Origin of the sequence: Marinifilum sp. D714 (assembly GCF_030851345.1) — a bacterium.
Classification (GTDB): domain Bacteria; phylum Bacteroidota; class Bacteroidia; order Bacteroidales; family Marinifilaceae; genus Marinifilum.
On sequence record NZ_JALPNU010000007.1, the window covers coordinates 124459 to 151424 of the forward strand.

A 26966-nucleotide genomic window follows, 5' to 3' on the forward strand; every position below is an offset into this window, starting at 1 on the left:
GGGTTTTGTCCTTTTCTGGTAAGTAAGGACCACGCTCAGAATTATCCTAAGAAAGACATATTTATTCATGCAAATTTCAATTACTCATTAATTTTTAGACCATTTTCAATAAATTTCTTCTAAAACTGATTACCGAAATCGTGGTAAGAACGGCACCAATTCCCAGTAGAATAATCATCTTAGGCAAAATATCGATAAGTGGCAATTGTCTCCAGAAAATATCAAAGAATCCTTCCATAGCCCAGTAGTTTACTGAAATTACAGCCAGTTTTTTCATGATTGCAGGCATAAAGAAAAGAGGCATCATACTTCCGCCTATAGCTGAAATCACAAGAATAATAAGAGTTGATAAACTTTCGACTTGTTTTCTACTTTTACATACCGATGCCATAAATATTCCGAAGCTTGAACAAGCTATGGCTGCACAAAGAATCATTAGAATAAGTGCGGGTAGGTTAATGAAAATATCTAAACCTAATGCCAACCAGGAATAAAGAAACATTACAGTTAATTGCAATACTGCCATGAAAAGGGTTGACAGCATTTTACCATACAAAATTCCAGAAGGACTAACAGGAGCGATTAACAATCGACGAAAGGTACCATCTTCCTTTTCTTTTAATAAGGATGCTCCACTGGCTGACACACTGAATAGCAGCATCATGATTGCTATACCTGCAATGGCTTGCACCAATCCAAGGTTTCCATTTTTCTTTTCACCAACAAGTGCTGTCATTGGAAGTTCAGAATTCTCTTCCATTTCAGACTGTTCTTCCGAATTGTTGAAGCCGTCGAATTGCTCTGCTACCTGGGCTTGTATATCTTCTAGTTCAGAATCCGATAAGTCTGGATTTTTATCTTTAATCCATGTATTTACTTTGCCTTTTATGCCTTTCTTCATGGTTATTCCAAAAAGATTCGACCATAAAGCCTGCTGCAATAATCCCATTTCAATCTCTTTGGCTTCATCATAAAACAATTCCATGGGTATTTTTTTGCCAGCTTCAACAGAATCCTGAAAGCCTTTGTACAATACTAAAACAGCAGTTCTTTTTCCTTTTTTGATTAATGTTTCGGCTTCTTCATAGCTTGTAGCTTCCAACTTTAGTCCATCTTCAGCGTCTAAAGTTGAGAAAACTTCTTGTGACAGATCAGTTTTGTCTTGATCTGAAAACAGTAAGTTAATAGGTCTCGATTTCTCTGATTCTCCTATACCGCCATACATCAGCGCAAAAATGGTAATTAATGCGATAGGTAAGAGAAGGGATAAGAATACTGCGGTTTTATCTTTAAAATATTGCTTGATATCTTTTAATGCGATTGTAAACATTTTGCTAGGTTTTAGAATGGAAAGAGATTAGTCGCGTAATGATTTACCAGTTAATTCAAGAAAAATACTTTCTAAGCTCAGACTTCTGATGTCTATCTTATCAAGCAGAAGTTCAGATTGTGAACATCTTTGAATTAACTCTGGTAACTCTGCATTAGCCTGCGATGAGGATAGAACTAAATGATTTTCATTCACAATAAGTTGTCCCTCGTATCGATCGATTAATTGATCTAATCCATTTTTATTGGGATTGGAATATTTTAAATGAATTTCTTCTTTTATGGAAGAATTGGCTTTCAGCTCATCCAAACTTCCTTCTGCAATGATTCTTCCTTCATCAATAATTCCAATTCTGTCACACAAACGCTCTGCTTCTTCCATATAATGAGTGGTATAAATCATGGTTAACCCACGAGAATGTAGTTCTTCAATGACTTCAAAAATCAAATTTCTACTTTGTGGGTCAATACCTACAGTAGGTTCATCCATAAATACGATTTTGGGGTCGTGAAGTAAAGCAGCGGCAATATTAATTCTTCTCTTCATGCCTCCGGAATAGGTTTTAACTTTGTGATTTTTTCTATCGGAAAGTCCAAGGAATTCCAATAACTCATCACATTTGTTTTGGAGCTGCTTGCCTCTAATTCCATACATGGTACCCCAGAAATTGAGATTCTCAGAGGCTGTTAAATCTTCGTATAGAGCAATTTCCTGAGGGACAACACCAATCAACCTTTTACATTCCGTTAGATTTTGATACAATGATTTCTCTTCATAGAATATTTCACCTTCATCAGGCTTTAGCAGAGAACTTAAAATACTAATGGTAGTGGTTTTACCAGCCCCATTGGGTCCAAGCATACCATATAATTCACCTTTTTGAATGTTCAGGTTTACATCAGTAAGAGCCTTAACTTCTTTGTAAGATTTTGATAGATTTTTTGCAACAAGCATAAGGTTTGTGTAAGGTTAGCGATGAACTAATTTACACAACTTAATTAGAATTATAAAATCATTTTTAGGAAATTAACGTAGCAAAGCAACATTGCCTTTCTTTAGCATTTTTTTGCCATCAAGGTAAGTAACCTCTAGTACGTAAATGTAAACATCGATATCCTGCAATTCACCTTTATATGATCCATCCCAACCAATATTTATACTATTGGTTTCGAATATTTTCTGTCCCAATCGATTGTATATTACCAGGGTTGCATTCTTGATATCTTTACCATAAATGAATAACTTATCATTATGACCATCGCCATTTGGAGAAAATGCTTTAGGTAGACCCACAAATGGATAATTTTCCAGAAACTCTATGGCTATTGTATCGTGAGCTATACAGTTGTGTTCATTTCGAACTTCCACCCAGTATTCTCCTGGTTTATTAATTGATATTTTCTGTGTAATTTCACCGGTTGACCACGTATAAATGCAATTTGGTATGCCAGCATCCAAATCTATTCCTTTATCAGGATATGAAATCAAATCCTGACCCAAATCCACATTAGGAGCTTCCTTAGTTGTTATTTCGATACAATCAGATTCTGTATTACCATTTGCATCAGTAACTTCCAGACAAAATTGTCCCTGCTTCTTAAGGTAAGTTTCAGGTGCGTCACAATTTATTCCACTCCAACGGTAAGTTAGAGGGGGAGCTGGATTTCCTTCAAGATTTACAGTGACAAATGTCGAATCCCCTTCACAAATACTTTGGTCTTCCCCAAGAAATACGCCAAACTTTTGACCATGTTTATAATCGATAAATAATGTATCTTTATTTGAACATCCATATTGATCAGAAACCTCAACAACAAATACTCCTCCAGTGTTAGCCACTATTGTTTGGTTTGTTTCTCCATTGTTCCAAAGGTAACCAGCCCCAGGGTTTTTTGCATCCAAGGTAGCAGTTTCGCCTTCCCAAAGCACCAAATCAGGACCTAAATTTACAATTGGGTTAGGATGATATTGAATAGTGGTACTTGCTGTTTTCTCAAAACCATCCGGATCTGTTACGGTAACAGAATATAATCCACCTTTTTCAATTGTTATTTCAGATTCTTTTATTCCTGTATTCCATTCATATTGATATTGCTGATCAATTGACAAACTGGGACTAAGAATCATCTTTTCATTGCCACACAGGTGAATAATTTCAGGTAATTCAATTTTAAATATCTCATTTTCAAGTTTAGCAGTAAATTCTTTAGTACTGGAACAGCCATATTCTGAGGTTTTGGTAACCGAATATTTCCCACTTTCAGAAAGGATAATTGAACTATTGGTGGAACCATCAGACCATAGGTAAGTGCAATTTTCCTCATAAATATCAATTGTATACTCCTGATTTTGAATCACCACCAAATCATCTATCAATAATAGGGGAGAGTTTTGAACTTTAACTTCTACCGATGCACTTACTTTTTGTTGGTCAGCTAAATCGGTAACAATCAATTTATATATACCAGCTTCGCTTACTTGGATGGATTTACTTGTTTCTCCATTGTCCCATTGAAAAGAATAATTCGAAGGTAAATCCATAATGGGAATCAATTCGCAGGATTCTCCTTGGCAAATATTTTGTGTTTGGCCCAAATCAACCTTAAAACTTTTTACAAATTCAATACCTGCATAAATGGTGTCGCTGTTACAACCCATAATATCTGTTTCAATTAATTTTATAATGCCTGTGCCTTCAGTTTTTGGCCATTCAATTGTTAAATTAATGTCTTTTGTAGTTGATTTAATGGCAGTGTTATTTTCGTGTAATATCGCACCATCTGGCAATACAACCTGATATGTAGAGTTTTTACCAATTTTTGCACTATAATTCAAGGTTGAACCTGTTTTGACCTTTGGAAAGTAATCATTGAATTCAGGGCCTGGTAAAGGTAATATTTGAATTGTGGCAGAGCGGGAATCTTCGGGAATATTCAGTGGGGTTAAGTCTTCTAACCAGGCTTCTTTTAATTCTATAGTGTAATACTGAGTCGAACCACTTAAGTTTCTTAACGATAGTGAAAAATCATATTTGGAAAACTCAATTGCGTTGTTATCATTAAGAATTACTGCAGGACTATTGTTTATTGAGTAACTGGCAAACCACTTTTTATCCTTAGGTCCTTCAATTGACAGATTTATTTCTTGTGTGGGTAGAATTTTTCCATTCGTTGCAGAGCAGTACATGGCTTCATAGTTAGCTATAATTTTAACCACATCAAGGGTTTCGTTATTATTATTGTCCTGGGCCAGTACAAAAAATGGCAAAATTAATGCAACAAAGATGATAGAAATCTTAGAAGAGAAATAGAATAATATGTGGCGTAAATTTGCCATGTGCAACAATTTTTCTCAAAATCAAGAAAAGTTTTCATTAAGTTTATCGATATAAAGATACTTCAAAATTATCAATCTATGAATTTTAATCAATAATTTAAATTTATTCGTCAGTAAAAATAAGGTTTTAGTCCGAAAGGAAATTTTTGTTGAGTTAAATAAAAATCTATTGTGATTGCAAAAAAATACAATGTGTAACATCGGTTACAATTTATTTTTCCTGAAGCATCTACATTTGCAATAGAAAATCAATAAAAATCGGTTTCACAATGGAGAATCAATATTTTAATAGCACAGATAGTTTGCTTGATATTTGTACCAAATATCCTGAAACAGTGAAAATTTTCGTTTCGAACGGATTCAAGCAATTAGAGGATGATAAGAAAAGAGCTCTTTTTGGAAAGTCTCTTTCCTTGGAGATGGCTTTGAAGATGAAAAAACTGAATGTGGATACTTTTTCAGCATTGCTAGTGGAAGGTATTGATTCTGTTCGTGGGCAGGTTGATGGTGACTTAAACCAGAAGACAAAAGAGAAAAAAGAAGATTCGGTTCATGTTCAAGGTTTGTTGCCTTGTCCGGTTCGAGTTCCTTTAGTAGAAGGTATCGATTCTTTCATTGCTGACTATGAGAAGAAATACAACAATGAAATTGTGTATGATTTAAAGGCTGCCTCAATGGGATTGGATTGGTTAATTGATGATGTAATCAACCAGGAGAATACCGATAAATTAGCAGATATATTTATTTCGGCAGGATTTGATTTATTTTTCGATGAAAAATTAATGGGTAAATTCAAAAAACAAGGTGTATTTAAAGATAGTACTGGCTTTGACCGATTAAATAAAGATTTTGACAATGAAGAGATTTGTTTGAAAGATCCGGAAGGACATTATTCAATGATTGGAGTTGTGCCTGCAGTATTTTTGGTGAACACAGCAGAATTGGGTGACAGACCTGTGCCACGCACTTGGGCAGATATCTTTAAGCCAGAATTTAAACGAAGTGTAAGTTTACCAATTAGCGATTTCGATTTGTTCAATTCCATGTTGTTGCATATCTACAAGGCTTATGGCGAAGAAGGTGTAAAAGGCCTTGGAGCTTGTTTACTGGAGAGCATGCACCCATCACAGATGGTAAAATCACATACCAAAAAGAACGAAAAACCTGCGGTAACCATTATGCCATATTTCTTTACCAAGATGGTAAAACAAGGTGGACCAATGATTGCAGTTTGGCCTGAAGATGGTGCCATTATTAGCCCAATATTCATGCTAACAAAGGAAGATCGTTTGGAAAAAACACAACCGGTTATCGATTTCTTTGCTTCGGAAGATGTTGGAGAGATTCTTTCTCACCAGGGATTGTTCCCAAGTATCAACCCGAATGTTGACAATAGGCTACCGGAAGAAAATAAATTTATGTGGTTGGGTTGGGATTACATTAATAATAATGACATTGGATCTTTAATAAAGAAATGTGAAGCGATTTTTAATAACTCTATTCGAGATGAATCCTTCAAAAATCTTGGACCATTGTCTTATACACCAGGTAACTAATCAGAGATTTTAATTTATTATTCAGACTTTAAACAACACAACATATGAACTTAGTTACAGTATCAGGACCTCCTTCATCAGGAAAAACAGCAGTGATTCTTAAAACCATAGATTCTTTCCAGAAGCGTGGTTTGGAAGTTGGAGTAGTAAAATTCGATTGCCTTTATACCGATGATGATATTTTATATGAAAAAGCGGGTGTTAAAGTGAAGAAAGGATTGTCTGGATCACTTTGTCCTGATCATTATTTTGTAAGTAATATCGAAGAAGTTACCCAGTGGGGAATTAAAGAAGGTTTGGATATTTTAATTACCGAAAGTGCTGGTTTGTGTAACCGTTGTTCGCCTTATGTGAAAAGTGTGACTGCAGTTTGTGTAATCGATAATTTGAGTGGTATCAATACGCCAAAGAAAATTGGACCAATGTTGAAATCTGCCGATATAGTAATTATTACCAAGGGTGATATTGTTTCGCAGGCTGAACGTGAGGTTTTTGCATCGAGAGTGAATACCGTAAATCCAGGAGCAAGCATTATGCACGTAAACGGATTAACTGGTCAGGGAGCTTACGAATTAAGTACTTTACTATACGATGAAAAAGTGGAGGTGAAAACATTGGTTGGTGAAAAACTTAGATTTTCTATGCCATCGGCTCTTTGTTCATACTGTTTGGGTGAAACCAGAATTGGTGAGAGTTACCAAATGGGTAATGTTCGAAAAATCGACATGGAAGATAAGAAAGGTAAGAAGTAATAAGTTTAAAGGAGAAAGTAAATAATCCAATGACTAGCCACTTGCTTTAGCTGGTGGGTTAAAAAGATCGACACAATGATTACAACACAAGATATACAACAACAAACAATTGCCGAGTTATTTGAGCAGTATCCTTTTCTACCTGGATTTTTCGAAGAAAACACCCTGGATGTAGATGGACAAATAAATGAAAAACTGGATGATTTTCTGAACATTTTGGATGATGAAGAGGAAAAAGAAAATCGTGCAATGGATAAGACTCAGGTAATGGAATCCATGGCCGAATACATTACCCAAATGTTGGCTTTCCTTGGCGAAGATGAGGATGAGGGAGTGAATAGCATTACACTTTTGCCTGGAACCAATAAGTCGGGGGAAAAGGAAAAATTTGAAGAGTTGACCATTAACAAAAGTGAGATTGTTTGTATTGTTGGTCCAACAGGTTCGGGTAAAAGTCGATTGTTGGCAGATATTGAATGGGTGGCACAAAATGATACGCCAACATCCAGAACCATTTTGGTAAATGGCGAGAAAGGCGATAAGAAATGGCGAGTTACTTCGGGGCATAAATTGGTTGCCCAGTTGTCTCAGAATATGAACTTTGTGATGGACCTTTCGGTTTATGAGTTTTTGGAATTGCATGCTCAAAGTAGATTGGTTGAAGATGTAGAAGGCATAATCAACAAGATTTTTGAACAAGCGAATAATTTGGCTGGTGAAAAATTTAGTTTGGATACTCCGATTACTAGCTTGAGTGGTGGGCAGTCGAGAGCCTTAATGATTGCTGATACTGCCATTTTAAGTAAGTCACCAATTATTTTGATTGATGAGATTGAAAATGCAGGTATCGATCGTAAGAAAGCATTGGAACTGTTGGTAGGTGAAGAGAAAATTGTATTGATGGCGACTCACGATCCAATTTTGGCACTAATGGGAGATCGAAGAATTGTAATCAAGAATGGTGGTATTCATAAGGTGATAGAAACCAGTGGCGATGAGCAAAACCTACTTTCAGAATTGGAAAGAATGGACAATGTGATTCAAAACATGAGAACTCGTCTTCGTCATGGTGAAATTATTCGACAGGAAGACATTGGGTTCTAACAATTAGTAATTATCAATTAAGAATTAATAATAGAAAATAATTATACTGGTTTTTGGCATTGCATACGAATGACCATTGACTAGGACGAACTAATCAGGAGGAAATAATTATGCATGACGGATGCGCAGGAAGCTTTGAGAACGGAAAACAAGTAGTTGATAAAATTAGAATGATGGGCTTTGCAGAGCAATTGATGCCAATGCCTATGGATATTGAATGTCATGGTTGTAAGGAAACTTTTACCATGGAAGAATTCGAAGGACACTGCCCTAAATGCGATATGGTGCATGGTGTAACACCTTGTCACGCTTTCGACCCTAACAATATTATGGCTGCAGGTATCGGTTACTAAGATTAATAAGAGAATATAGATTACCACGGGTTTAAACCCGTGGCAATTTAACCCAACAGAATTTCCTGTTGGGATTTTTTGTGTCAATAAATTTGTAATTTAGGTCACGTTATTCACATACAATTCTATAAAATATGAATCTTAACTTAGTTGATCAACTTACATTATTGGCATTGGATGATGAGAAAGGAAGCTTTATAGCCGACAGTTTTTCTTTTGCATATGGACTAGCGGGAGCTGTAATTCTGGAACTTTCATTGCAGGAGAGAATTGAGGTAGAAGGAAAGAAGATAAAGGTAAAATCAAAAGAAACTTGTGGTGATGCATTGTTGGATTATTTTCTGGACAAAATAAAGCACTCCAAAAAACAGAGGTCGATTCAAACTTGGGTAGAAATAATTGGAGAAAAGTTTTCCTATATTAAAGATGAAACACTTGCTAAACTTATCGACGAGGGGATTCTGAAAAAGGAGGAGAAAAAGATTCTTTGGATTTTTTCTGTAGATAAATTTCCAACTGAAAATGCAAAGCCAGAGAATCTACTCAGAAAACGCTTGAATGATATCCTTATCAACGATTGTGAGGTTGACATGAATGAAACCATGTTGATCAGCCTGATTGACATGTGCGAACTTAATCAGGAAGTTTATGGCAAGGAGAGAGCCAAAGAGTACAAGAAAAAAATAAAAGGAATTATAGAGAAAGGGCAGTTGAGCTCTTCAATAGGAAAGGCAGTAAAAGAAATACATGAAGCATTAATGGCGGTGATTGTTGTTTTAATTACCACTTCAGCGGTAACAACAACGATCTCTTCATAAATTAGATATTCTTTTTCAGCTCTGATATTCGTAAATTGAATGTCAATTCACTTAAATCAGTACAGATGAAAACAGCAAGATTAAAACCTGGAATTACACATAGGGAAATATTGATTTTTCTGATTTCCTCATTGGCAATTGTATTGTTTCTCTTTTATGTAGACGAAGGATACTATTCTTTTGATTGGATAAAAGAACCATTTGCTCTTGTGCTTGTATTGATTTGGCTCCTACATTTTTGTGTCAAATATTGCTTCATGTTTTACTGTGGAGAGTAAAAGATTCAGTAGTCAGAACAGTTTTAAGTACTTTTTTCGGAATAGTAACAGGTATTACGCTGGTTATTTCTGCTTTTTATTTTTTTTCATATTAAAGAGTTAGCTGAAGAGGTAATACAATCAGCGAAAATCATTAACATCATACGAAATCTGCGTCTGAATTATTTATCTTCACACTTCTAAAATTAAAGAATGTGAACATGAACAAAGAGCAGATCATAAATCAAACTGTAGAATTTGTAAAGCAAACATTGGCCAATGCCGAAGGAGGTCACGATTGGTGGCACATTTACAGGGTATGGAAAACGGCCAAGCATTTGGCACAAGACGAAAAAGTTGATCTGTTTGTTGTTGAATTGGGTGCCTTACTTCATGATATTGCCGATTCAAAATTCCACAATGGCGATGAGAGTGTTGGACCGAAAATGGCAAGAGAATTTTTATCTTCTCAGCAGGTTGATGAGGATGTAATTGTACATGTGGAGCAGATCATCAGCAATATTTCTTTTAAAGGAGGAGAGGCTCAAAAGTTCAAATCACCAGAGTTGGATGTGATACAAGATGCAGATAGAATGGATGCCATTGGCGCAATAGGCATTGCTCGCACCTTTAATTATGGCGGCCACAAAAACAGGGAAATTTATAATCCGGAAATTGAACCTAATCTAAATATGACAAGGGAAGAGTACAAGAACTCAACAGCTCCAACCATCAATCACTTCTACGAAAAACTATTGCTGTTAAAAGACAGAATGAATACCAAAGCTGGTAAAACCATGGCTGAACAACGCCATCAGTTTATGGTGCAATATTTAGAACAGTTTTATAGAGAGTGGGAAGGACAGTTTTATAATCTATAAATAATTTTTCCAGAGGCGGCCTTCTTACTGCCTCTGCTTGTATACAATTGGTAGAACTATACTGAAGGACAGCAAGCAAATTAAGCCATCTGTTTCTTTGTTTGCATTTTATTGTTTTGTAGATTCATAAATTTAAAACTAATAAGGCAATATTTTAAATTGTCAATATTTTATAGCTCCTAGTCTAGGAAAGCAAGGGATTTTATCATGCGAAAAAAGAAAAAAATAGAGATATTAAAAGAGTCATTTGGAGCGTTAAAAAATGATGCATTTAATTTTGATTCGATTGGTAGTTATTTTAAAAATAATAGCAATAGCGAGTCGTTTCATATTCTATCCGATAAGACCTGTAATGATCTGGATTTTGAAGAACTATTCATGTTTCTGGATCGTACAAATTCGAAAGTTGGTCAGCAGTATTTGTATAATAAATTAAGAAGCATCCCTGCACAATCGGAAGCGCTTGAGTTCAAAGAGAATTTGATTCATAAGCTTTCGCAAGATGAACAGCTTAGAGTTAATACTCAGTTACATCTTGATAAACTCAGCAAGACAGAAGCTTATTATATTGCCTCTTTATTTCAAGGAGAGTATGAGAAAGCTCCCTGGTGGTTCTTTGTTATTCGTTTGTTATCCTTTACCAGTTTGTTGTCATTATTAATGATTCCGTTTAATGCAAAAATGTTCTTTGTTTTTTTTGGAACTTTCATTGTCAACATCGGATTTCACTATTGGAACAAAAGGAATTTATACAAATACCTGGGGTCTATTCCGCAGCTTTTAAAATTGAATAGTATTGCGGCTAAGTTATTTAAAGTATCAGAATTTAAAGAAATTAATCAGGAGCTTAAAAGCTCAATTCAAGTGTTAAAGCAGGTTCGAAACAGAATGTCATTCTTTCGATTAGAAGCCAATCTGCAAAGTGAATTTGAAGCCATATTTTGGGGAATCCTCGAACTGTTTAAAATCGCTTTTCTTCTTGAACCACTGTTACTATTTGGTATTTTAAAACGATTAGATAACAAGAGAAAAGAAATTGAAAATGTTTATTGTTTTATTGGAGAAATAGATGCTTTGATTTCTATTGCCTCCTTAAGAAAAGGGATCGATTATTATTGTATACCTACAATTACCAAGTCTGAAATCAAGGCTGAAAAGGTTTATCATCCATTGATACCGTATTGTATTTCCAATACCATTGAGGTGAATGAAAAATCCATTTTACTGACAGGTTCAAATATGTCTGGAAAAACATCTTTTATCAGAACCATGGGGTTGAATATGATTTGCGGACTGACCATCAATACCTGTTTTGCAGAAGCAATGACTTTTCCTCGTTTGCGAATTTACTCTGCCATCAGAATTAACGATGATCTAATAAATGACAAAAGCTACTACTTTGAAGAAGTTTTGACCATTAAGGAGATGATTAATAATGCCTCAAATGGCAAAGCAAACCTGTTTTTGTTAGATGAAATTTTCAAAGGAACCAATACCGTTGAGAGGATATCTGCAGGGAAAGCTGTTCTTTCAGCTTTAAGCAAGAGCAATAATTTTGTATTTGTATCTACTCATGATATCGAACTTACCGATCTCTTGACAGATGAATATGAATTGTATCACTTTAGTGAAGTTGTAAACGAGAATAAGGTGGATTTTGATTACAAGTTGAAACCTGGGAAATTGAAGAATAGAAATGCAATTCGAATACTTGAAATTAACGATTATCCCGACGATGTAATAGATGAAGCAATTGCCATTTCAAAAAGTCTAGATCAATTAACAATCGAAAATAAACATACGGTATCATGAAAAACAAACTAATCATCTCACCCTTGTTTATAGCATTGGGTATCTTGATTAAATTTTTACTAAAAGAGGGACACATCCTCATTGATGAGGAAATTATGAACTTTTTAGCAGGCTTCTTTTTAGGGGTTGGAATTGGATTCTTGATAGAAAGCATATGGACCAGGTTTGGTAAGAAAAAAAAACATAAAAATAAGAACGAGGCAATTTCTTCTCGCTATTTCTTGATTTGAATTTTACTGTCAACTAAACTATATTTGAAAGGAAAGCAATTGATCATTCCAAAAATTCCAAAACACCACACCACTAAATTGAACCTTAAACTAAATTGTCATGTTTAAAACAAAACGATTAAGCTGCCTTCTGTTATTGGTATTTTGCCTTAGCAGTATCTTGGTTAAAGCCCAAGGATTAAGCTCATCTCAAATTGATTCCCTTGCCAATAAAACATTAGAATCCTTTCCAATGGCTGGATTTGCCGTATCGGTAGTTCACAATGGAGAAGTAGTACACGCCAAAGGTTATGGAGTAAGATCCATTGAAAGCAAACAAGCTGTGGATGAAAATACTTTGTTTGCTATAGCTTCAAACAGCAAATCATTTACCGCTGCAGCTTTGGCCATATTGGTTGATGAGGGAAAATTGTCATGGAAGGATAAGGTGGTGAAGCACATTCCTGAGTTTACCATGTACAACTCCTATGTGCGAGATAATTTTACTGTGGAAGACTTGCTGTGTCACCGTAGCGGGCTTGGATTGGGCGCAGGTGACTTGATGATCTTTCCTGATGGCAGCGATTTCACCATTGATGATATCCTGGATAGTTTTCAGCACCAAACACCAGTGTCGGACTTTCGTACCAAGTACGATTACGATAATTTGTTGTACATCGTAGCGGGAGAAATCATACATAGACTGAGTGGCATGAGCTGGGCAGAATTTGTAGAGGAGAAAATTATGAAACCACTGCAAATGAATGCTTCTGCAGGATCGTTCAAGAGAATTAAAAACAAGGATAATGTAGCATTGCCACATTCATCGGAGTATGGCGAGTTGGAAATTGTGGATGCCTACACCAATCCATTAATGGATGCTGCAGGTGGCATTTACGCCAGTGTAAATGATTTGAATAAATGGTTGATGATGCATTTGAATGGTGGAAAGTATGGGGAAGATGAGCAATTGTTTTCATCGCAAAACCAAAACAACATGTGGAGAGCTCACACCATGCTTCAGTTTTCGGCCAAAGGAAATGGCAAATACGAGAACCATTACAAAGCCTATGGTTTGGGTTGGGTGATCGAGGATTATAAAGGGTATACCATCATCAGTCATACCGGGGGATTGCCAGGCATGCTTTCAAAAACCGTATTGATTCCTGAGCTGAATGTGGGGATTGCGGTTTTAACCAATACACTACCTGGTGGGTATGCTTATTACATGATTCCGCAAGCCATTATCGATTCGTATATCGAAGCCAAACCAACCGATTGGAATGCCTTTGCAGCAGAGCGTCTAAAAGGAACGCAAAACAAGGTAGATTCAGTTGTGAATGCCGTTTGGAATACGGTTGATCTTGCCAAAGATGTAGCGATCCAAAAGAAAGACTACATTGGTTTGTATTGTGACAAGTGGTTTGGGAAAATGGAAGTGTATGAGAAGGATGGTGAATTGTGGATGCGCTCCCTACGATCGCCTAAACTAACTGGTAAGATGCATTATTACAAGGCCAACAGCTTTGCGGTAAAATGGGCTTATCGCGATATGAATTGCGATGCTTTTGCCATTTTTGCCCTGGATGAGGAAGGTAAAGCACAAGGATTAAAAATGAAAGGAATCTCGCCCAATATCGATTTCAGTTTCGACTTTCAGGATTTGAATTTGAAAAGGGTAGAGGAGTAAAGGAGAAAGGAGAAAGGAGAAAGGAGAAAGGAGAAAGTTGCAGTCATCCCGAGGAAACGAGGGATCTCTTTACAATATTAAAAGGCCAAGAGCCAAGGAAAAAGAGGCAAGTTACAAGGGCGGAAAAAGCATTCAGCATTCAGCAATTGATGCAGGCCCAAAGTCCCCCTTTAAATGGGATTTAGGGGGTAAGCCTAAACTAAGCCAATATGATTGACTATATAGACATTGAACCACAAGAAATCTCTTTGATTAAAGAAGTTTGGATATGCAATAAAGAATTTCATGAAGAGATTGATGAGAACTTTACCTCTCAGTATGCAAGTTTGGATTTTGAAACTCGAATGAACGCCATTGTTCAGAGTGGAAAGAACTTGAAAATAAGCATTGCAAAAAAGAACAATCGCATTTGCGCATATTGTATCTCAAGTATTGAAAATTGCAAGGGAGAAATAGAATCTTTGCATGTGTTGGAAAGTGAAAGGGGAAATGGAATCGGAAAAAAATTAACCCAGATGCACTTGGAGTGGCTAAAATCAAAGCAGTGTAAAGAAATAGGCTTGTATGTTGCTTCGTGCAACGAGAATACAATTGCCTTTTACAAAGAACTTGGTTTGCTACCCAACCTTACCTACATGCAATTAAAGGATTGGTGATGAACCTTATTTACATGTCTGGAATCTTTGAGATGCTGACATGTTCGTGAAAATATAGAGCCGCACAATGTTGTGGCTTTTTTTATTATGGAATGATTGGCTTACTTTCTATGGAATCGTAAACTGCATTTACATTTCAAGCATCTTGAAGATGCTTGACGTGTTTGTGAAATAAGAAAACAATATGCGCTTAATGGTGTTTTGATTTTAAAGCGGTAAATATCTGTGAATTAAAACGTGAGAAGTTTTTGATCAAGCTTACTTCTTTCGTAAATTATAGATTCGAAAAATCATTTTAAATTAAATATCATGGAAAATCATACAGGAAACACAGGCAAATGTCCGGTAACTGGAGCTGTAGGGAAGCACAGTCATGCAGGAGGAGGACCAAAAAATCGTGATTGGTGGCCCAATCAATTAAAGCTCAATATTCTTCGTCAGCATTCATCCTTGTCGAATCCTATGGGAGAGAAGTTCGATTATGCCGAAGCCTTTAAAAGTTTGGATTATAAAGCGCTTAAAAATGATCTTTACGAATTGATGACGGATTCGCAAGAGTGGTGGCCTGCCGATTTTGGACATTACGGACCTTTGTTTATCCGCATGGCATGGCATAGTGCAGGAACCTATCGCATTGGCGATGGAAGGGGAGGTGCTGGCGCCGGACAACAACGATTTGCGCCTTTAAATAGTTGGCCAGACAATGCCAATCTCGATAAGGCCCGTAGGTTGCTTTGGCCTGTGAAGCAGAAATATGGCAATAAAATATCATGGGCCGATTTGATGATTCTGGCAGGAAATGTAGCATTGGAATCCATGGGCTTTAAAACTTTTGGATTTGGAGGTGGTCGTGCCGATGTTTGGGAACCCGAAGAAGATGTGTATTGGGGATCAGAATCTGAATGGTTGGAAAATGACAAGCGCGATTTAGGCCTGGAAAAACTGGATAATCCACTTGCGGCAATTCAAATGGGACTGATCTACGTAAATCCCGAAGGGCCGGATGGAAATCCCGATCCTCTTGCTGCAGCAAAAGACATTCGTGAAACATTTGCTCGAATGGCCATGAACGATGAAGAAACAGTAGCCTTAATTGCAGGTGGTCATACCTTCGGGAAGTGCCATGGAGCAGCAGATGCGGAACACGTTGGGCCAGAACCAGAGGCTGCCTCGATGGAGGAGCAGGGTTTGGGATGGAAAAGCTCTTATGAAAGCGGAAAAGGAGGCGATACCATAACCTCTGGACTGGAAGTAATATGGACACAAACCCCGGCAAAATGGAGCTACTATTTCTTTAAGAATCTGTTTGAATACGAATGGGAGCTTACCAAAAGCCCGGCTGGAGCACATCAATGGGTGGCAAAAAATGCCAAGGAAGAAATGCCAGATCCTCATGATCCTTCGAAGAAACGCAAGCCTACCATGTTGACTACCGATTTGTCCTTGCGTTTCGATCCTGCTTACGAAAAAATATCACGACGATTTTATGAACGTCCGCTCGAATTTGCCGATGCCTTTGCACGGGCATGGTTCAAATTGACCCATCGCGATATGGGACCGAAAAGCCTCTACCTTGGGCCCGAAGTACCTGCCGAAGATCTGATTTGGCAAGATCCGATTCCGACAGTAGATCATGAACTGATTGATGAGAATGATATTGCAGACTTAAAATCAAAAGTTCTTGCATCGGGCTTAAGTGTTTCGCAAATGGTTTCAACGGCCTGGGCTTCGGCTTCTACTTTCCGAGGATCCGATAAAAGAGGAGGAGCCAATGGTGCCCGCATTCGTTTGGCACCGCAAAAAGATTGGGAAGTCAATCAGCCCAAGCAATTGCAAAAAGTGCTAAAAACTTATGAGGCCATTCAGGAAGAATTCAATGCCTCGCAATCGGGAAACAAGAAGCTATCAATGGCCGACCTTATTGTGTTGGCAGGTTGTGCAGGAGTGGAAAAAGCGGCAAAAGATGCAGGAGTTGATCTTGTGGTTCCCTTTGCTCCGGGACGTATGGATGCTTCGCAGGAACAAACCGATGTTGAATCCTTTGCCGTTTTGGAACCCATTGCCGATGCTTTCCGAAATTACCAGAAAAAGAAATATGCCGTATCTACCGAAGACTTGTTGATTGACCGGGCTCAGCTGCTTACATTAACAGCACCCGAAATGACAGTGCTTGTGGGTGGTTTGCGTGTGCTCAATGCAAATTACAATGGGGCGAAACACGGTGTGTTTACCGATAGACAGGAGGTGTTGAGCAATGATTTCTTTGTGAATTTATTGGATATGAATTTGGCATGGACAGCAAAGAATGAGCACTTTGAGGCTCGCGATCGCAAAAGTGGTGCAGTAAAATATACGGCTACACGCGCCGATTTGGTTTTCGGATCGAACTCGGAGCTAAGGGCAATCGCCGAGGTGTATGGCAGTGCCGATGCTCATGAAAAGTTTGTTTGCGATTTCGCTTCAGCCTGGAATAAGGTAATGAACCTGGATCGATTTGATTTGAAATAGAAGGAGCGTTCAGTATTTAGCAATCAGCTTACAGCATCCAGCAATCAGAATTTATTTGCAGCGGACAAAGTCCCCCTTTCAGGGGGGATATAGAGGGGTGTTAAGCGAAGCATCAACGAACTTGTAAATAATAAAATGCATGCACATGTCTGGTTTCTTTAAGATGCTTGGCATTTAAAAACAAAAGAGCCGCATTATTGTGTGGCTCTTTATTTATTAAAGAGTTTAAGGGAGAGAATGTAACAATTGAGGGAATGTTGATAGTACTTGTTATCTGATTAGCTGTATGTAAATGATAGTGAGGTGTATCTGTAGTTCAGTTAAGTGCATTTGGAGTAAGATTAATAGGACAAATTGATACATTAATTGAACTCGTAGGATAATTAAATGAATAGATTATAAGGCTAAAAGAATCTGGATATTGGTAAGGTTTAGCTGTAATTAGATTAAATGAATTTGAATAATTGGTAGGGTGATTTATAGGTAGTTTAAATGGACTTGTTTACCAATTAAATGTATTTGTATGATGATGAAGTGTATCTGTAAAGCAATTAAGTGTATCTGTATAACAATTTAGTGTATCTGGAGTAAGATTAAGGGGACAGGTTGACAGATTAAAAGGATCTGGAGAATGATTAAACGGACTGATTGTCAGTTGAAGAGTATCTGTATGATGGTGAAGTGTATCTGTAAACTGATTAAGTGTACCTAAATCATAGTTAAGATCATGAAATGAATGGTGAAATAAAACTGTAATATGTTTAAATGTATTTGTATGCTTATTAAGTAAGCTTGTGAATTGATCAAGCGAAATACAATTGACCTCTGGAATCCGTAATGAGACATGGAATTCAAACTTGAATGACTATCTGTTGTTGCCATAAGAATTAAGAGATGTAATTTATCTTTTATTTCGTTAAGCTATAAAAGCCTATAAATTAATCATAGGAATGCTTTGATTGAACTTTATTGTTTTGTAGATTAGAAGTTCATTATCACATTGCAATAATATAATTCTACTATTTCTTATTTTCTAATCAACTTTTTGCATGTGATTTTTACTAATGTGTTACTTAAACATACCCAAATGAAACTTGTAAAAATATTAGATCTTGTTAATTCGTTAGAGAAAAACTCTTTCCTCAAGATTATTGATTGTATTAAGTCCTCAAACCCTAAGAACGCTAAAGAGATAGATAAAATTTTATCTGATAGCAGTAATGATCTAAAGAATGTTGATAGTTTAAATATTTCAAAAGTATTTGACCTGGTCAAGTCTGAGTTTGCTGAAACTGTAAAATCAGAATTCGTTAATACTACCTCACAGCTTGATATTTTAATTGATATTATCATTAAGGATGGTAACTGTATTTTAAAGCAAGATTGGCTAGCTCGATTGTATGAAAAAGAACTAAAGAATATTAAAGAGAGAACAAAAAGTCTTAAAGTTCAACTAGAGGATGAAAAATCTGAAATTCCTGAACTGCTAAGGAGAGATTATGAGATTTATAGAGCATGTGTTGAAACAGCATATATAAATGATGGAGATAATAATCGAGATGCAAAAATCACGGATGACGAACTATCAATACTTTTGACCTTAGCTAATGCATTAGAGCTATCACAAGAAGAAGTTAAGATGATAAATTACTTAACTATTCCACCTGAAAAATTAGATATCGATTCTATAATAACATTTCTTAAAAATATTGGAGTAATCTTTTATTCAAGGAAAAACAATTTGGTTTATGTTGCGGATGAGGTTGTTGCAGTACTAAGAGAAATGAGACAAAAAGAGATTGCGGATAAATACTATAGAAGAGTATTGAAAACTTTTAAAGAATCGCAACTAAATCTTGTGTGTAGAAAGCACAATATCAATATTAAAGATTTAGATTATGAAGAAAAAGTAAATCGTATAATCACCAGTGGAATTTCATTTACAAACTTATTAAAAACGGGAATTTATAAGGATGGAGTTAATCTAACTGAGAAGAAAAAATTCTTAAATGAATTATGGGAGAATGGATTGAAAGTTGAATCTTCATTGAGAGGAACAACACTTGAGGATAAAATTGAGAATTTGATTTTATTCTTTAAGGAGCAGGAGAAAGATGAAAAAGTTGGTATTTCTATAGAAGGTTATGAGAGACTTTTAATTGATTTAATCGAAGAGTTAAAAACATTTAGAAAAACATTTCTAAAGAAGTTTGAAATGCCTGAAGAGACTGTAATAAACAGTTCTACTCTTCTGGATTGTAATATTAAACCAAGAGATATCTTAGATATACTGAATGCAGATGAACTCAAAGAGTTTGTTAATGTGAAAGGCTTAAAATCTAGAGGAGATCTAGTTTTAAATATTTTAGACGCATATAAAGATGCAGAAAACTTAATGATTGAAAATTACGAAGCTATTGGTTTCCGAAACCTGGAATTATTAAGAGAAAATGGAATAACAATTAAAGAGAGTGAATTAGGACTAAAGTTCGAAGATATCACTAAAACCATTTTTGAAAAGCTTGGTTTTAATGTTGATGAAACATTAAAGAAAAAGCTTAACAATGCAAAAAACAAAATGGATTTAGTTCTAAATCTGGGAAATGAAGATGTAATTATTGTTGAGTGTAAGACAGTAAAAGAGAGTGGATACAATAAGTTTAGCTCGGTTTCAAGACAAATGAAGTCCTATGTTAATGTTGCCAAAAATAATGGTTACAATGTTGTTAAATCACTTTTAGTAGCACCAGAATTTAGTGATGACTTTATAAACGAATGTGATTTAGAATTTGAAATAAACCTTTCACTTATTACGGCAAGTTCTATGGGTAACATTCTTGAAGGATTTAAAAATTCAAAACACAAACAATTTCCTTATCAATTATTATTAAAAGATGTGCTTATTAAAGAGGAGCGTATATTAAAGGCGATGGCTAAAAAGAATTAATCATGAAAAAAGATTATAAATCCCCATGCTGGTGCGCGATTCTATCGCGTTCCATTTTTAAACAGAGCCACATGAGAAGACTCATGCTGTAGTGAGGGGACATCAAATCACTACTAGACATCAATATGGAAATTCTATATTAATTTGATACATGACGTTTAAGTTTTTTTTATATAGCTACTTTTTTATAGTCTTTTTATTATTCGCTGTGATGCTTTGGCTTGATCGAAATATAAAGACAGTAAAGCAACGCTACATTAATAAATGGACATTATATATTCTCTTAGGCATACTGGTATCTATTATTATCTCAATGAAAATTTCAGTTAGTGCTGATATACCAGATTACTACGAGTTAGGTGCGATGGAATGGATTTTGGTTCCTCTATTCATTGGTATGATAACAATTCTAGTATACTTGGTACTCTTACTTTTCAGTAGAAAGTTGCGACTACATGCTGGAATTGGTTTGATTTTATTCAATTTAGCAGTAGGAATTTATTACTACCACTTGATATAAAGAAAAAACAGAGTAGTATAGTTGGTTATAGCTAATGCCGTGGTTCGGATCGGCTGGATACAGAAGTGAGATTTTAACGATAGAACTATAAACAAGCATAAAAGATCAAAAGCACTAAATGAAGAACTTAGATAAAATAAATAAAAATTTTACTGTGGATTCTAGTGAAGAATTAAAGGAACTTAATGTGAATAATTACCGAATTAAAAAAGAGCATCTGGCCAGCAAGTGGACTGGTGGAACAACTACCGAATTGTATATTTTTCCTGAAGACTCTCAATATAAAAATGGAGATTTCCTTTTCAGGATATCAAGCGCGACGGTGGAAATCGAAGAATCAACATTTACTCCATTGCCGGGAGTTGAACGAATCCTTATGGTACTTGATGGACAAATACAACTGGAGCATGAACATCATCACAGCAAGCTTTTAGCACCTTTGGATACGGATCATTTTCAGGGTGAATGGACAAGCTTGTCGAAAGGAAAATGTACCGACTTTAATCTGATGTGCAAATCGGACACCAAGGGCAAAATGAAAGGTTTTAATGTTCTGGAAAATACCGAGCAAAAAATTGATATGGATGGTAAAATGAATTTCATTTTCCTTTATAAAGGATTAATTGAAATTAACGGGGCCAGACTAAGCGATGGTGATTTGCTCATTGTAGAATCTCCATCCTTAAATAATACACTTAAAGCTTTGCAGCAAAGTAAATTTGTGGTGGTTAATATCACAGAGCTAAAATAAGCGTTTAAACCCGATGCTTTATAAATGATCTGGCTGGTGCGCGATTCAATCGCGTTCCATTTTTTTGAACAGAACCACACGAGAGGACTCGTGCGGTAGCCTTGGGGGTTTAATATTACAAATGATTCATTTCTTAAATAAAAAAGAATAAACTATGGAAAAAGCTTATAAATCATTAGGAATTTTACTTGTTATTTTTGGGGTAATATCCATGTTACTTTTATTAGCAAAAGGATTCAATTTTTATCAATTAGAAAATAGATATTTGTTTGGGGCCTTGGTTTTTGTGGCAATTACTTTTCCAGCTTTTGGAATCAAGTTGCTTAGGAAAAATAAATTATAATTTTTATTGTCAGTTTTAATTGAGATAAACAGACTACAATAAATGAATAATCAGGTAATAAATAACTTATACGAACTTTGGGAACAAATTGGCAATATCACCAATAGGATTTCAAAAACAAACAGTTATACCGCAGTTTCGATGGGTGATTCGGATTGGCCTAACAGAATTTTTAATTTGGAAAATAATGCTGAAACATTAAGTAAAATTGTACAATTAAGTAGGAGAGGAAAGACCCCTGAGATGATAACAATTCCAAAGCCAAATGACTTAAGTGGAAATCCCAATCTGGAATTTGTGATGGCGCAAAAAAATATGGCTCTTGATTTAAAATTATTCTCAAGTACTACAATTACCAATCCTAATATCAAACAAGTAGTAACAGAAGAGAATGCCTTAAGCTTTGCGGAAACAGCATCAAAATCTTTTGGATATAAAGTGGACGATCAAGTAATCAATGAAATCCTTAAAATCTCTAAGAGCATTAGATTATTTACATATCAAGAAAATAAGGAGAGTTTGGGCTGTGGAATTGTATTTTTTGATTCTCGTAATAATGCAGGGTTACACATGATTGGAACACTTCCGAAAGGCAGAGGAAAAGGAATCGGGAAAAATATGACAGAGTATTTATTAATGGAAGCGAAAGAAAATAATGCGAGAACATGTGTTCTTCATGCTTCAAAAATGGGAGAGCCAATCTATATAAAATTGGGCTTCAAGACCTATGGAGAACTTGAAACTTATAGGGTATTGAAGGAAAGAAATAACTAAAGCTAATACCCTTGCGGGTGCGCGATTCAATCGCGTTCCGTTTGTAAAATAGGACCATACGAGAGGACTCGTGCGGTAGCGGGGGCAATTTTTAAAATAAAACCCATACTAATGTGCAACACTAGAAGGACAAAATAAATGGAGAAACTTAAAACAATAGCCAGTTTTGATTTGCCGCATGAAGCTCATTTTGCCAAAGCGAAATTAGAATCTGAAGGAATAAAAGTCTTTTTAAAAGATGAACTTACCGTGCAGGTGGATAATTTTATTTCTAATGCCATTGGTGGAGTCAAATTACAAGTTTTTGAGAGAGATGTTATAAAATCAAATGAGATTCTGGTGGAAGCAGGATTTCTTAAACCTAAGAATATTGAATCTGATCTTTACGAATCTAATTTATCTAAGTTAACATCTAGAATACCACTAATTGGAAGATTAGGTTTTGAGATAAGAATGCTTGTAATATTGGCAGTTTTAGCGATTGCTGTATTAGTTCCTATTGTACTTTCATCTTTGCCCAGCAAAACAGAATTAATTACTCGTGAAACTTGGTATCTGAATAGGATTAGATACAACGGGAAATACTATAAGCCACAAACAAATGAATTAAAATTAGTATTGTCAAATGGATATTCAGAAAATATTAAATTCTATGAGGGAGGAACGGTTCGGATGCCTGGTTTTAATACGCCTTCAATTGAGGCAAAATGGAAATTGGAAAATAATAAACTCGTAATATTTGATTCGGACACATTAAACTACATTTATGATGGCAGTTATGATCTGAATGTGAATTCAAATTCAATTTCTCTTACATCTAAATCAACAAAAATAGTTGGGCGCATTGAGAGAGTTCATCTTTTTTGAAGAATCCCCACAGTTAGCAAAAGTTTGTAGCTCGTGTATTTCGAAAGCAAAAAGCGCTTAACGGTAAAACAAAAAACTGAGCGAAGCTAAATGCTTCGCTTTTCTTTTAAAATCTCTTAAGTAAATACTTGTATCGCAATTGGAATAGTGTGCAGCAAATGGATAAACCAACCGGAAAGCCAAACCATATTCCTACTGCACCAAAGCCCCATACAAATGCCGATAGGTAGCTAAAGGGCAAGGAAATCACAAAGTAAGATACAAAGGTGATGATTACTGGAATGCGAGCATCAGCGAATCCTCTAAGGGTGCCGGCAAGTACAATCTGAATGCCATCAACCAACTGAAAAATACTACAAACAACGAGCATTTGTGCTGCCAGGTTGATAACCGTGTGATTGTTGGTAAACATTAGTGGCAAAATGTTGCGAGCTCCTATAAATACAAGCATTAAAAGTGCACAATACAGGTACATCAGATGCATGGCCGTTTTGGTTGCTTTTTTAATTCCAAGGCTATTGTTCTCCCCCTTGTAATGACTCACGCGTATGGTGGTTCCGGCTCCCAATCCTTGATAGATCATGAAACCAAGAGTTGAAAGGGTTATGGCAACCTGGTGGGCAGCCAAACCTATTTCACTTACCCATCCCATCATAATGGCGCATAAGCCGAAAGCACTGGCTTCCATAACCAATTGACCTCCCAATGGAAGACCAAGCTTCACAATTTGTATGCATTTGTCCCAACAAAATCTGCTTTGCTGGTATAGCTTTACAAAGAATTTGAACTTCTCATTTCTATGGAAGAGTATGATAAAAGCAATGGCCATAAATGTTCTGGCCAATAAGGTTCCTACTCCGGCACCTATAAGACCCAACTCGGGTAAACCCATTTTTCCATACATAAACAGGTAATTTCCTACTACATTGATTAAGTTGGCCCAAAGCATAATCTTCATGGCTGTTTTGGTGTCACCAACCCCTTCAGCAAATTGCTTAAAACCATAAAATATCATCATGGGCACTACCGATATCATAAGAATTGCCAAATAATCTTGTGAGGCTTGCAATATAGATTCAGGTTGTCCCATATGTGGAATCAGAAAATACAGAATCAGCAATACCACAGCCAAAGCTACGCCCATAAATGTATTGGCCAGTAAGCCATTCTTAATCCATGATCCTATGGAATCATAGTCCTTCTCTCCATAGTTTTTTCCGATTAATGGAGTTAATGCAAAGGAGTAACCCATTCCAAATATCAAAACCAGGCTAAACAGGGTGTTGGTAAATGATGCCGCAGCAAAGGGAGTGGTTCCCAATTGACCAATCATTACATTATCGATTAAACCAACTGTAATTTGTCCTGCTTGTGCGATAATAACCGGAATGCTAAGCGATAGTGTTTTTTTATATTCGGTGGAATGTTGCTTCCAAAATTTCATAGTAAGTATATAATTGATTTGTGTTTCGATACTGATTGTTCAGTATTGAAATTCAGTTTTCTGATTTTCCGGCTGCAAATATATTTCGGTCAAAAGGCAAATTGCTTTACATTTGTTAAGTCAGAATCAAAAAATGTTTTTATGAGAAATGCAATTTCCGCTATCGATAGGTATTACAAACTGTCGAAACAAAGCAAAGATTTAATCATTCATGAATTCGAAGAAGTTCGGATGAAGAAAGGAGAGGTGTTAATTCATGAAAACATTCGCTCGCCTTACCTGTATTTTATCGAAGAAGGCGCAGTAAAGAATCATTATATCGATGAGAAGGGAAACAAGAAGGTGGTTTGGTTCGGATTTGAAGGCAATATCTGTTTTTCAATGAATTCATACATTGATATGAATTACATTCATGAAACAACGGAATTGCTGGAAGATAGCTTGTTTTACAGGGTGAAAATAAATCATGTAAAAGCATTGTTTAAAGATCATTGTGATTGGGCAAATTGGGGCCGATGCTTTATGGAAAGTGTTTTTATAAATACCATTCATGAGTTGGATGAATTTAAATCGCTTGCTACCAAAGAAAAATACATGAAGCTCATTGAGAACAATCAGAATGTGAAGGAAAGGGCTCCTTTAAAGGATATTGCTTCCTATTTGGGTGTTTCACCGGTAACCATAAGCAGGTTGAGAAAAGAATTGGGATTTCAGGAAAACAAGGATTTTTAATATTTGAAGCATATGCATAGAACCTATCACATTGTAAACGGTGATTGTTTAAAAGAGATGTTTCCCAAAAATATCGAGGGAGAAATAATTGTGGCTCGTGAATGTTTGGTGGATGGTGAGGTATCTGGTGACAGTTTGGATGAGTTATTGCAGGTTCGGGCAAAGTTTATTTGCAGCAAGTATCCTATAGATAGTGAAGAGGAATATCATCAGGGAACTTCAGCAGAACTGAAAAAAATACTGGAGATAAATGAGAAGGATGAGGTGAACCTATGGTTCGAAGATGATCTGTTTTGCCAGGTGAATTTTTGGTTTTGCTTGAATCTTCTGTTCGAGAACCATAAGAAACAGAACATTTTTCTGGTTCGACCCAATAAAGGCAATGAATACAGCTTTGGCAGAATGAATCAGGAGGAACTATCCGTGGCTCATGAGCACAAAATGTCAATTGAAGGCAAATCATTGGAACTGTTGGCCAAATTGTGGAGGATGTATCAGCATGAGAATTGGATGGAGATGCATGCACTTGCTGAACAATTGAAAGACCAATTCCCTTTTTTACTTCCTGCTGTAAATGCACAAATTGATCGTTTGTCAAAGGAAAAGTATGAAGGCCGACCAAAGGAAAGTTTACGAAAAATTATAAGCGATTTAGAAACTACCGAATTTGCACCCGTATTTCAGGAGTTTTGCCAAAGAGAAGAAGTTTATGGTTTCAGTGATTTACAGGTGCGTGCTCTGCTGGATGAAATCTTAAAGAATAAATAACTCTTTTTGTCACTGCTACTTATAATGATAACCCCTAAGAAGTATTAAAAAAATGCCTTAATCCCCATAAAGCCACTTTTTGTCAAGAGTGGGCTAAGAATGTGAATCTAAGTTTTAATGTCTGCGTAACAACCCCTAGCTTACTGCTACCAAAATATGTGTATGAAGAATTGTTGGGAGATAATGAAGTGTGGACGGGAAGAGAATGGTGAGAATGTGAAGGATTTGGGAGTTTGCCCAGCCGCGCTTCCCAACGAATATGATGGAGTTCACAATGGACATGCCGGAGGTCGATTTTGTTGGACGATAACAGGAACTTTATGTCATGGCAAGCCTGGTGGAACTTTTGCACAGAAATTTCTTACCTGCCTGACTTGTAAGTTTTTTAAGCATGTGCAAGAGGAGGAGGAGCGGTATTTTATGGTAACTCCAACACAGGCAAAAGCAAACGCTAAGTGTAAACTACTAAATGCGAAATAAAATCAAGAGACAAAAATGAAGAATTGACTTCTTTTTGTCTCTTTTATATTTTAGTCCAAGTTCAATCTGTATAGTCCT

General features: G+C 36.1%; 24 protein-coding genes. 20 read left to right on the forward strand and 4 right to left on the reverse strand.

What is annotated here, in order from left to right:
- Positions 1 to 94 precede the first annotated feature (94 nt).
- From M0051_RS09245 to M0051_RS09255, 3 genes are all read right to left on the reverse strand, one after another.
- Entirely contained in the window at positions 95 to 1330 is a 1236-nt protein-coding gene (locus tag M0051_RS09245) for an ABC transporter permease (protein ID WP_306741248.1), read from the reverse strand.
- A 27-nt stretch (positions 1331 to 1357) separates the two neighbouring features.
- Positions 1358 to 2284 carry an ABC transporter ATP-binding protein gene (locus tag M0051_RS09250; protein WP_306741249.1) on the reverse strand — a complete coding sequence of 309 codons (927 nt, stop codon included), beginning with the start codon at positions 2282 to 2284 and terminating at the stop codon, positions 1358 to 1360.
- Positions 2285 to 2356: 72 nt separating this feature from the next.
- On the reverse strand, positions 2357 to 4666 hold the full coding sequence (locus M0051_RS09255) for a gliding motility-associated C-terminal domain-containing protein (protein WP_306741250.1): 2310 nt from the start codon (positions 4664 to 4666) through the stop codon (positions 2357 to 2359).
- Between the two features lie 269 nt (positions 4667 to 4935).
- Between M0051_RS09255 and M0051_RS09260 the strand changes: the two genes are divergently transcribed.
- The 17 genes from M0051_RS09260 (at position 4936) to M0051_RS09340 (ending at position 23464) form a co-directional block, all read left to right on the forward strand.
- Positions 4936 to 6222 (forward strand): ABC transporter substrate-binding protein, encoded by a 1287-nt coding sequence (locus tag M0051_RS09260; protein WP_306741251.1) that lies wholly within the window; start codon positions 4936 to 4938, stop codon positions 6220 to 6222.
- 44 nt (positions 6223 to 6266) lie between these two features.
- Positions 6267 to 6974, forward strand: coding sequence for a GTP-binding protein (locus M0051_RS09265; protein WP_282014588.1), 708 nt, complete (start codon positions 6267 to 6269; stop codon positions 6972 to 6974).
- A 75-nt stretch (positions 6975 to 7049) separates the two neighbouring features.
- Positions 7050 to 8078: an ATP-binding cassette domain-containing protein gene (locus M0051_RS09270; protein WP_306741252.1), complete on the forward strand. Its 1029-nt coding sequence runs from the start codon at positions 7050 to 7052 to the stop codon at positions 8076 to 8078.
- A 110-nt stretch (positions 8079 to 8188) separates the two neighbouring features.
- Positions 8189 to 8431, forward strand: a complete 243-nt coding sequence (locus M0051_RS09275) for a hypothetical protein (protein WP_120239788.1) — start codon at positions 8189 to 8191, stop codon at positions 8429 to 8431.
- A gap of 134 nt (positions 8432 to 8565) precedes the next feature.
- On the forward strand, positions 8566 to 9249 hold the full coding sequence (locus tag M0051_RS09280) for a GPP34 family phosphoprotein (RefSeq protein ID WP_306741253.1): 684 nt from the start codon (positions 8566 to 8568) through the stop codon (positions 9247 to 9249).
- A gap of 478 nt (positions 9250 to 9727) precedes the next feature.
- Complete coding sequence (locus M0051_RS09285) at positions 9728 to 10387, forward strand: HD domain-containing protein (protein ID WP_306741311.1); 660 nt, start codon at positions 9728 to 9730, stop codon at positions 10385 to 10387.
- A gap of 207 nt (positions 10388 to 10594) precedes the next feature.
- Positions 10595 to 12199 carry a hypothetical protein gene (locus M0051_RS09290; RefSeq protein WP_306741254.1) on the forward strand — a complete coding sequence of 535 codons (1605 nt, stop codon included), beginning with the start codon at positions 10595 to 10597 and terminating at the stop codon, positions 12197 to 12199.
- Positions 12196 to 12429, forward strand: a complete 234-nt coding sequence (locus M0051_RS09295) for a hypothetical protein (RefSeq protein ID WP_306741255.1) — start codon at positions 12196 to 12198, stop codon at positions 12427 to 12429. The genes M0051_RS09290 and M0051_RS09295 overlap by 4 nt, the downstream gene beginning before the upstream one ends.
- A 100-nt stretch (positions 12430 to 12529) precedes the next feature.
- The gene (locus M0051_RS09300) at positions 12530 to 14098 is read left to right on the forward strand and encodes a serine hydrolase (protein WP_306741256.1); all 1569 of its coding nucleotides are present in this window, start codon (positions 12530 to 12532) and stop codon (positions 14096 to 14098) included.
- 209 nt (positions 14099 to 14307) lie between these two features.
- Complete coding sequence (locus M0051_RS09305; protein ID WP_306741257.1) at positions 14308 to 14754, forward strand: GNAT family N-acetyltransferase; 447 nt, start codon at positions 14308 to 14310, stop codon at positions 14752 to 14754.
- Between the two features lie 309 nt (positions 14755 to 15063).
- Positions 15064 to 17262, forward strand: coding sequence for a catalase/peroxidase HPI (gene katG / locus M0051_RS09310; protein ID WP_306741258.1), 2199 nt, complete (start codon positions 15064 to 15066; stop codon positions 17260 to 17262).
- A gap of 1087 nt (positions 17263 to 18349) precedes the next feature.
- Positions 18350 to 20209 carry a hypothetical protein gene (locus M0051_RS09315; protein WP_306741259.1) on the forward strand — a complete coding sequence of 620 codons (1860 nt, stop codon included), beginning with the start codon at positions 18350 to 18352 and terminating at the stop codon, positions 20207 to 20209.
- Positions 20210 to 20522: 313 nt separating this feature from the next.
- Positions 20523 to 20729, forward strand: coding sequence for a hypothetical protein (locus M0051_RS09320; protein WP_306741260.1), 207 nt, complete (start codon positions 20523 to 20525; stop codon positions 20727 to 20729).
- Positions 20730 to 20847: 118 nt separating this feature from the next.
- Entirely contained in the window at positions 20848 to 21480 is a 633-nt protein-coding gene (locus M0051_RS09325; protein WP_306741261.1) for a HutD family protein, read from the forward strand.
- Between the two features lie 154 nt (positions 21481 to 21634).
- The gene (locus M0051_RS09330) at positions 21635 to 21823 is read left to right on the forward strand and encodes a hypothetical protein (protein WP_306741262.1); all 189 of its coding nucleotides are present in this window, start codon (positions 21635 to 21637) and stop codon (positions 21821 to 21823) included.
- Between the two features lie 42 nt (positions 21824 to 21865).
- On the forward strand, positions 21866 to 22597 hold the full coding sequence (locus M0051_RS09335; RefSeq protein ID WP_306741263.1) for a GNAT family N-acetyltransferase: 732 nt from the start codon (positions 21866 to 21868) through the stop codon (positions 22595 to 22597).
- A gap of 138 nt (positions 22598 to 22735) precedes the next feature.
- A complete protein-coding gene (locus M0051_RS09340) occupies positions 22736 to 23464 on the forward strand; it encodes a putative signal transducing protein (protein WP_306741264.1) in 729 nt (242 codons plus the stop codon).
- 106 nt (positions 23465 to 23570) lie between these two features.
- Here M0051_RS09340 and M0051_RS09345 read toward each other — a convergent pair whose 3' ends face one another.
- Positions 23571 to 24908, reverse strand: a complete 1338-nt coding sequence (locus M0051_RS09345) for an MATE family efflux transporter (RefSeq protein ID WP_306741265.1) — start codon at positions 24906 to 24908, stop codon at positions 23571 to 23573.
- A gap of 141 nt (positions 24909 to 25049) precedes the next feature.
- Between M0051_RS09345 and M0051_RS09350 the strand changes: the two genes are divergently transcribed.
- The 3 genes from M0051_RS09350 to M0051_RS09360 all read left to right on the forward strand — a co-directional run bounded on the left by M0051_RS09350 (position 25050) and on the right by M0051_RS09360 (position 26888).
- Positions 25050 to 25640, forward strand: a complete 591-nt coding sequence (locus M0051_RS09350) for a Crp/Fnr family transcriptional regulator (RefSeq protein ID WP_306741266.1) — start codon at positions 25050 to 25052, stop codon at positions 25638 to 25640.
- Between the two features lie 12 nt (positions 25641 to 25652).
- Positions 25653 to 26408, forward strand: a complete 756-nt coding sequence (locus tag M0051_RS09355) for a DUF1835 domain-containing protein (RefSeq protein ID WP_306741267.1) — start codon at positions 25653 to 25655, stop codon at positions 26406 to 26408.
- A 162-nt stretch (positions 26409 to 26570) separates the two neighbouring features.
- Positions 26571 to 26888: a two-CW domain-containing protein gene (locus M0051_RS09360; protein ID WP_306741268.1), complete on the forward strand. Its 318-nt coding sequence runs from the start codon at positions 26571 to 26573 to the stop codon at positions 26886 to 26888.
- Positions 26889 to 26966: the final 78 nt, after the last annotated feature.

Excerpts from the sequence above, each read along its gene's own strand:
- M0051_RS09245 (WP_306741248.1), bottom strand. The coding sequence starts at position 1,330 with ATGTTTACAATCGCATTAAAAGATATCAAGCAATATTTTAAAGATAAA.
- M0051_RS09250 (WP_306741249.1), bottom strand. The coding sequence starts at position 2,284 with ATGCTTGTTGCAAAAAATCTATCAAAATCTTACAAAGAAGTTAAGGCT.
- M0051_RS09255 (WP_306741250.1), bottom strand. The coding sequence starts at position 4,666 with ATGGCAAATTTACGCCACATATTATTCTATTTCTCTTCTAAGATTTCT.
- M0051_RS09260 (WP_306741251.1), top strand. The coding sequence starts at position 4,936 with ATGGAGAATCAATATTTTAATAGCACAGATAGTTTGCTTGATATTTGT.
- M0051_RS09265 (WP_282014588.1), top strand. The coding sequence starts at position 6,267 with ATGAACTTAGTTACAGTATCAGGACCTCCTTCATCAGGAAAAACAGCA.
- M0051_RS09270 (WP_306741252.1), top strand. The coding sequence starts at position 7,050 with ATGATTACAACACAAGATATACAACAACAAACAATTGCCGAGTTATTT.
- M0051_RS09275 (WP_120239788.1), top strand. The coding sequence starts at position 8,189 with ATGCATGACGGATGCGCAGGAAGCTTTGAGAACGGAAAACAAGTAGTT.
- M0051_RS09280 (WP_306741253.1), top strand. The coding sequence starts at position 8,566 with ATGAATCTTAACTTAGTTGATCAACTTACATTATTGGCATTGGATGAT.
- M0051_RS09285 (WP_306741311.1), top strand. The coding sequence starts at position 9,728 with ATGAACAAAGAGCAGATCATAAATCAAACTGTAGAATTTGTAAAGCAA.
- M0051_RS09290 (WP_306741254.1), top strand. The coding sequence starts at position 10,595 with ATGCGAAAAAAGAAAAAAATAGAGATATTAAAAGAGTCATTTGGAGCG.
- M0051_RS09295 (WP_306741255.1), top strand. The coding sequence starts at position 12,196 with ATGAAAAACAAACTAATCATCTCACCCTTGTTTATAGCATTGGGTATC.
- M0051_RS09300 (WP_306741256.1), top strand. The coding sequence starts at position 12,530 with ATGTTTAAAACAAAACGATTAAGCTGCCTTCTGTTATTGGTATTTTGC.
- M0051_RS09305 (WP_306741257.1), top strand. The coding sequence starts at position 14,308 with ATGATTGACTATATAGACATTGAACCACAAGAAATCTCTTTGATTAAA.
- katG (WP_306741258.1), top strand. The coding sequence starts at position 15,064 with ATGGAAAATCATACAGGAAACACAGGCAAATGTCCGGTAACTGGAGCT.
- M0051_RS09315 (WP_306741259.1), top strand. The coding sequence starts at position 18,350 with ATGAAACTTGTAAAAATATTAGATCTTGTTAATTCGTTAGAGAAAAAC.
- M0051_RS09320 (WP_306741260.1), top strand. The coding sequence starts at position 20,523 with ATGAAAATTTCAGTTAGTGCTGATATACCAGATTACTACGAGTTAGGT.
- M0051_RS09325 (WP_306741261.1), top strand. The coding sequence starts at position 20,848 with ATGAAGAACTTAGATAAAATAAATAAAAATTTTACTGTGGATTCTAGT.
- M0051_RS09330 (WP_306741262.1), top strand. The coding sequence starts at position 21,635 with ATGGAAAAAGCTTATAAATCATTAGGAATTTTACTTGTTATTTTTGGG.
- M0051_RS09335 (WP_306741263.1), top strand. The coding sequence starts at position 21,866 with ATGAATAATCAGGTAATAAATAACTTATACGAACTTTGGGAACAAATT.
- M0051_RS09340 (WP_306741264.1), top strand. The coding sequence starts at position 22,736 with ATGGAGAAACTTAAAACAATAGCCAGTTTTGATTTGCCGCATGAAGCT.
- M0051_RS09345 (WP_306741265.1), bottom strand. The coding sequence starts at position 24,908 with ATGAAATTTTGGAAGCAACATTCCACCGAATATAAAAAAACACTATCG.
- M0051_RS09350 (WP_306741266.1), top strand. The coding sequence starts at position 25,050 with ATGAGAAATGCAATTTCCGCTATCGATAGGTATTACAAACTGTCGAAA.
- M0051_RS09355 (WP_306741267.1), top strand. The coding sequence starts at position 25,653 with ATGCATAGAACCTATCACATTGTAAACGGTGATTGTTTAAAAGAGATG.
- M0051_RS09360 (WP_306741268.1), top strand. The coding sequence starts at position 26,571 with ATGAAGAATTGTTGGGAGATAATGAAGTGTGGACGGGAAGAGAATGGT.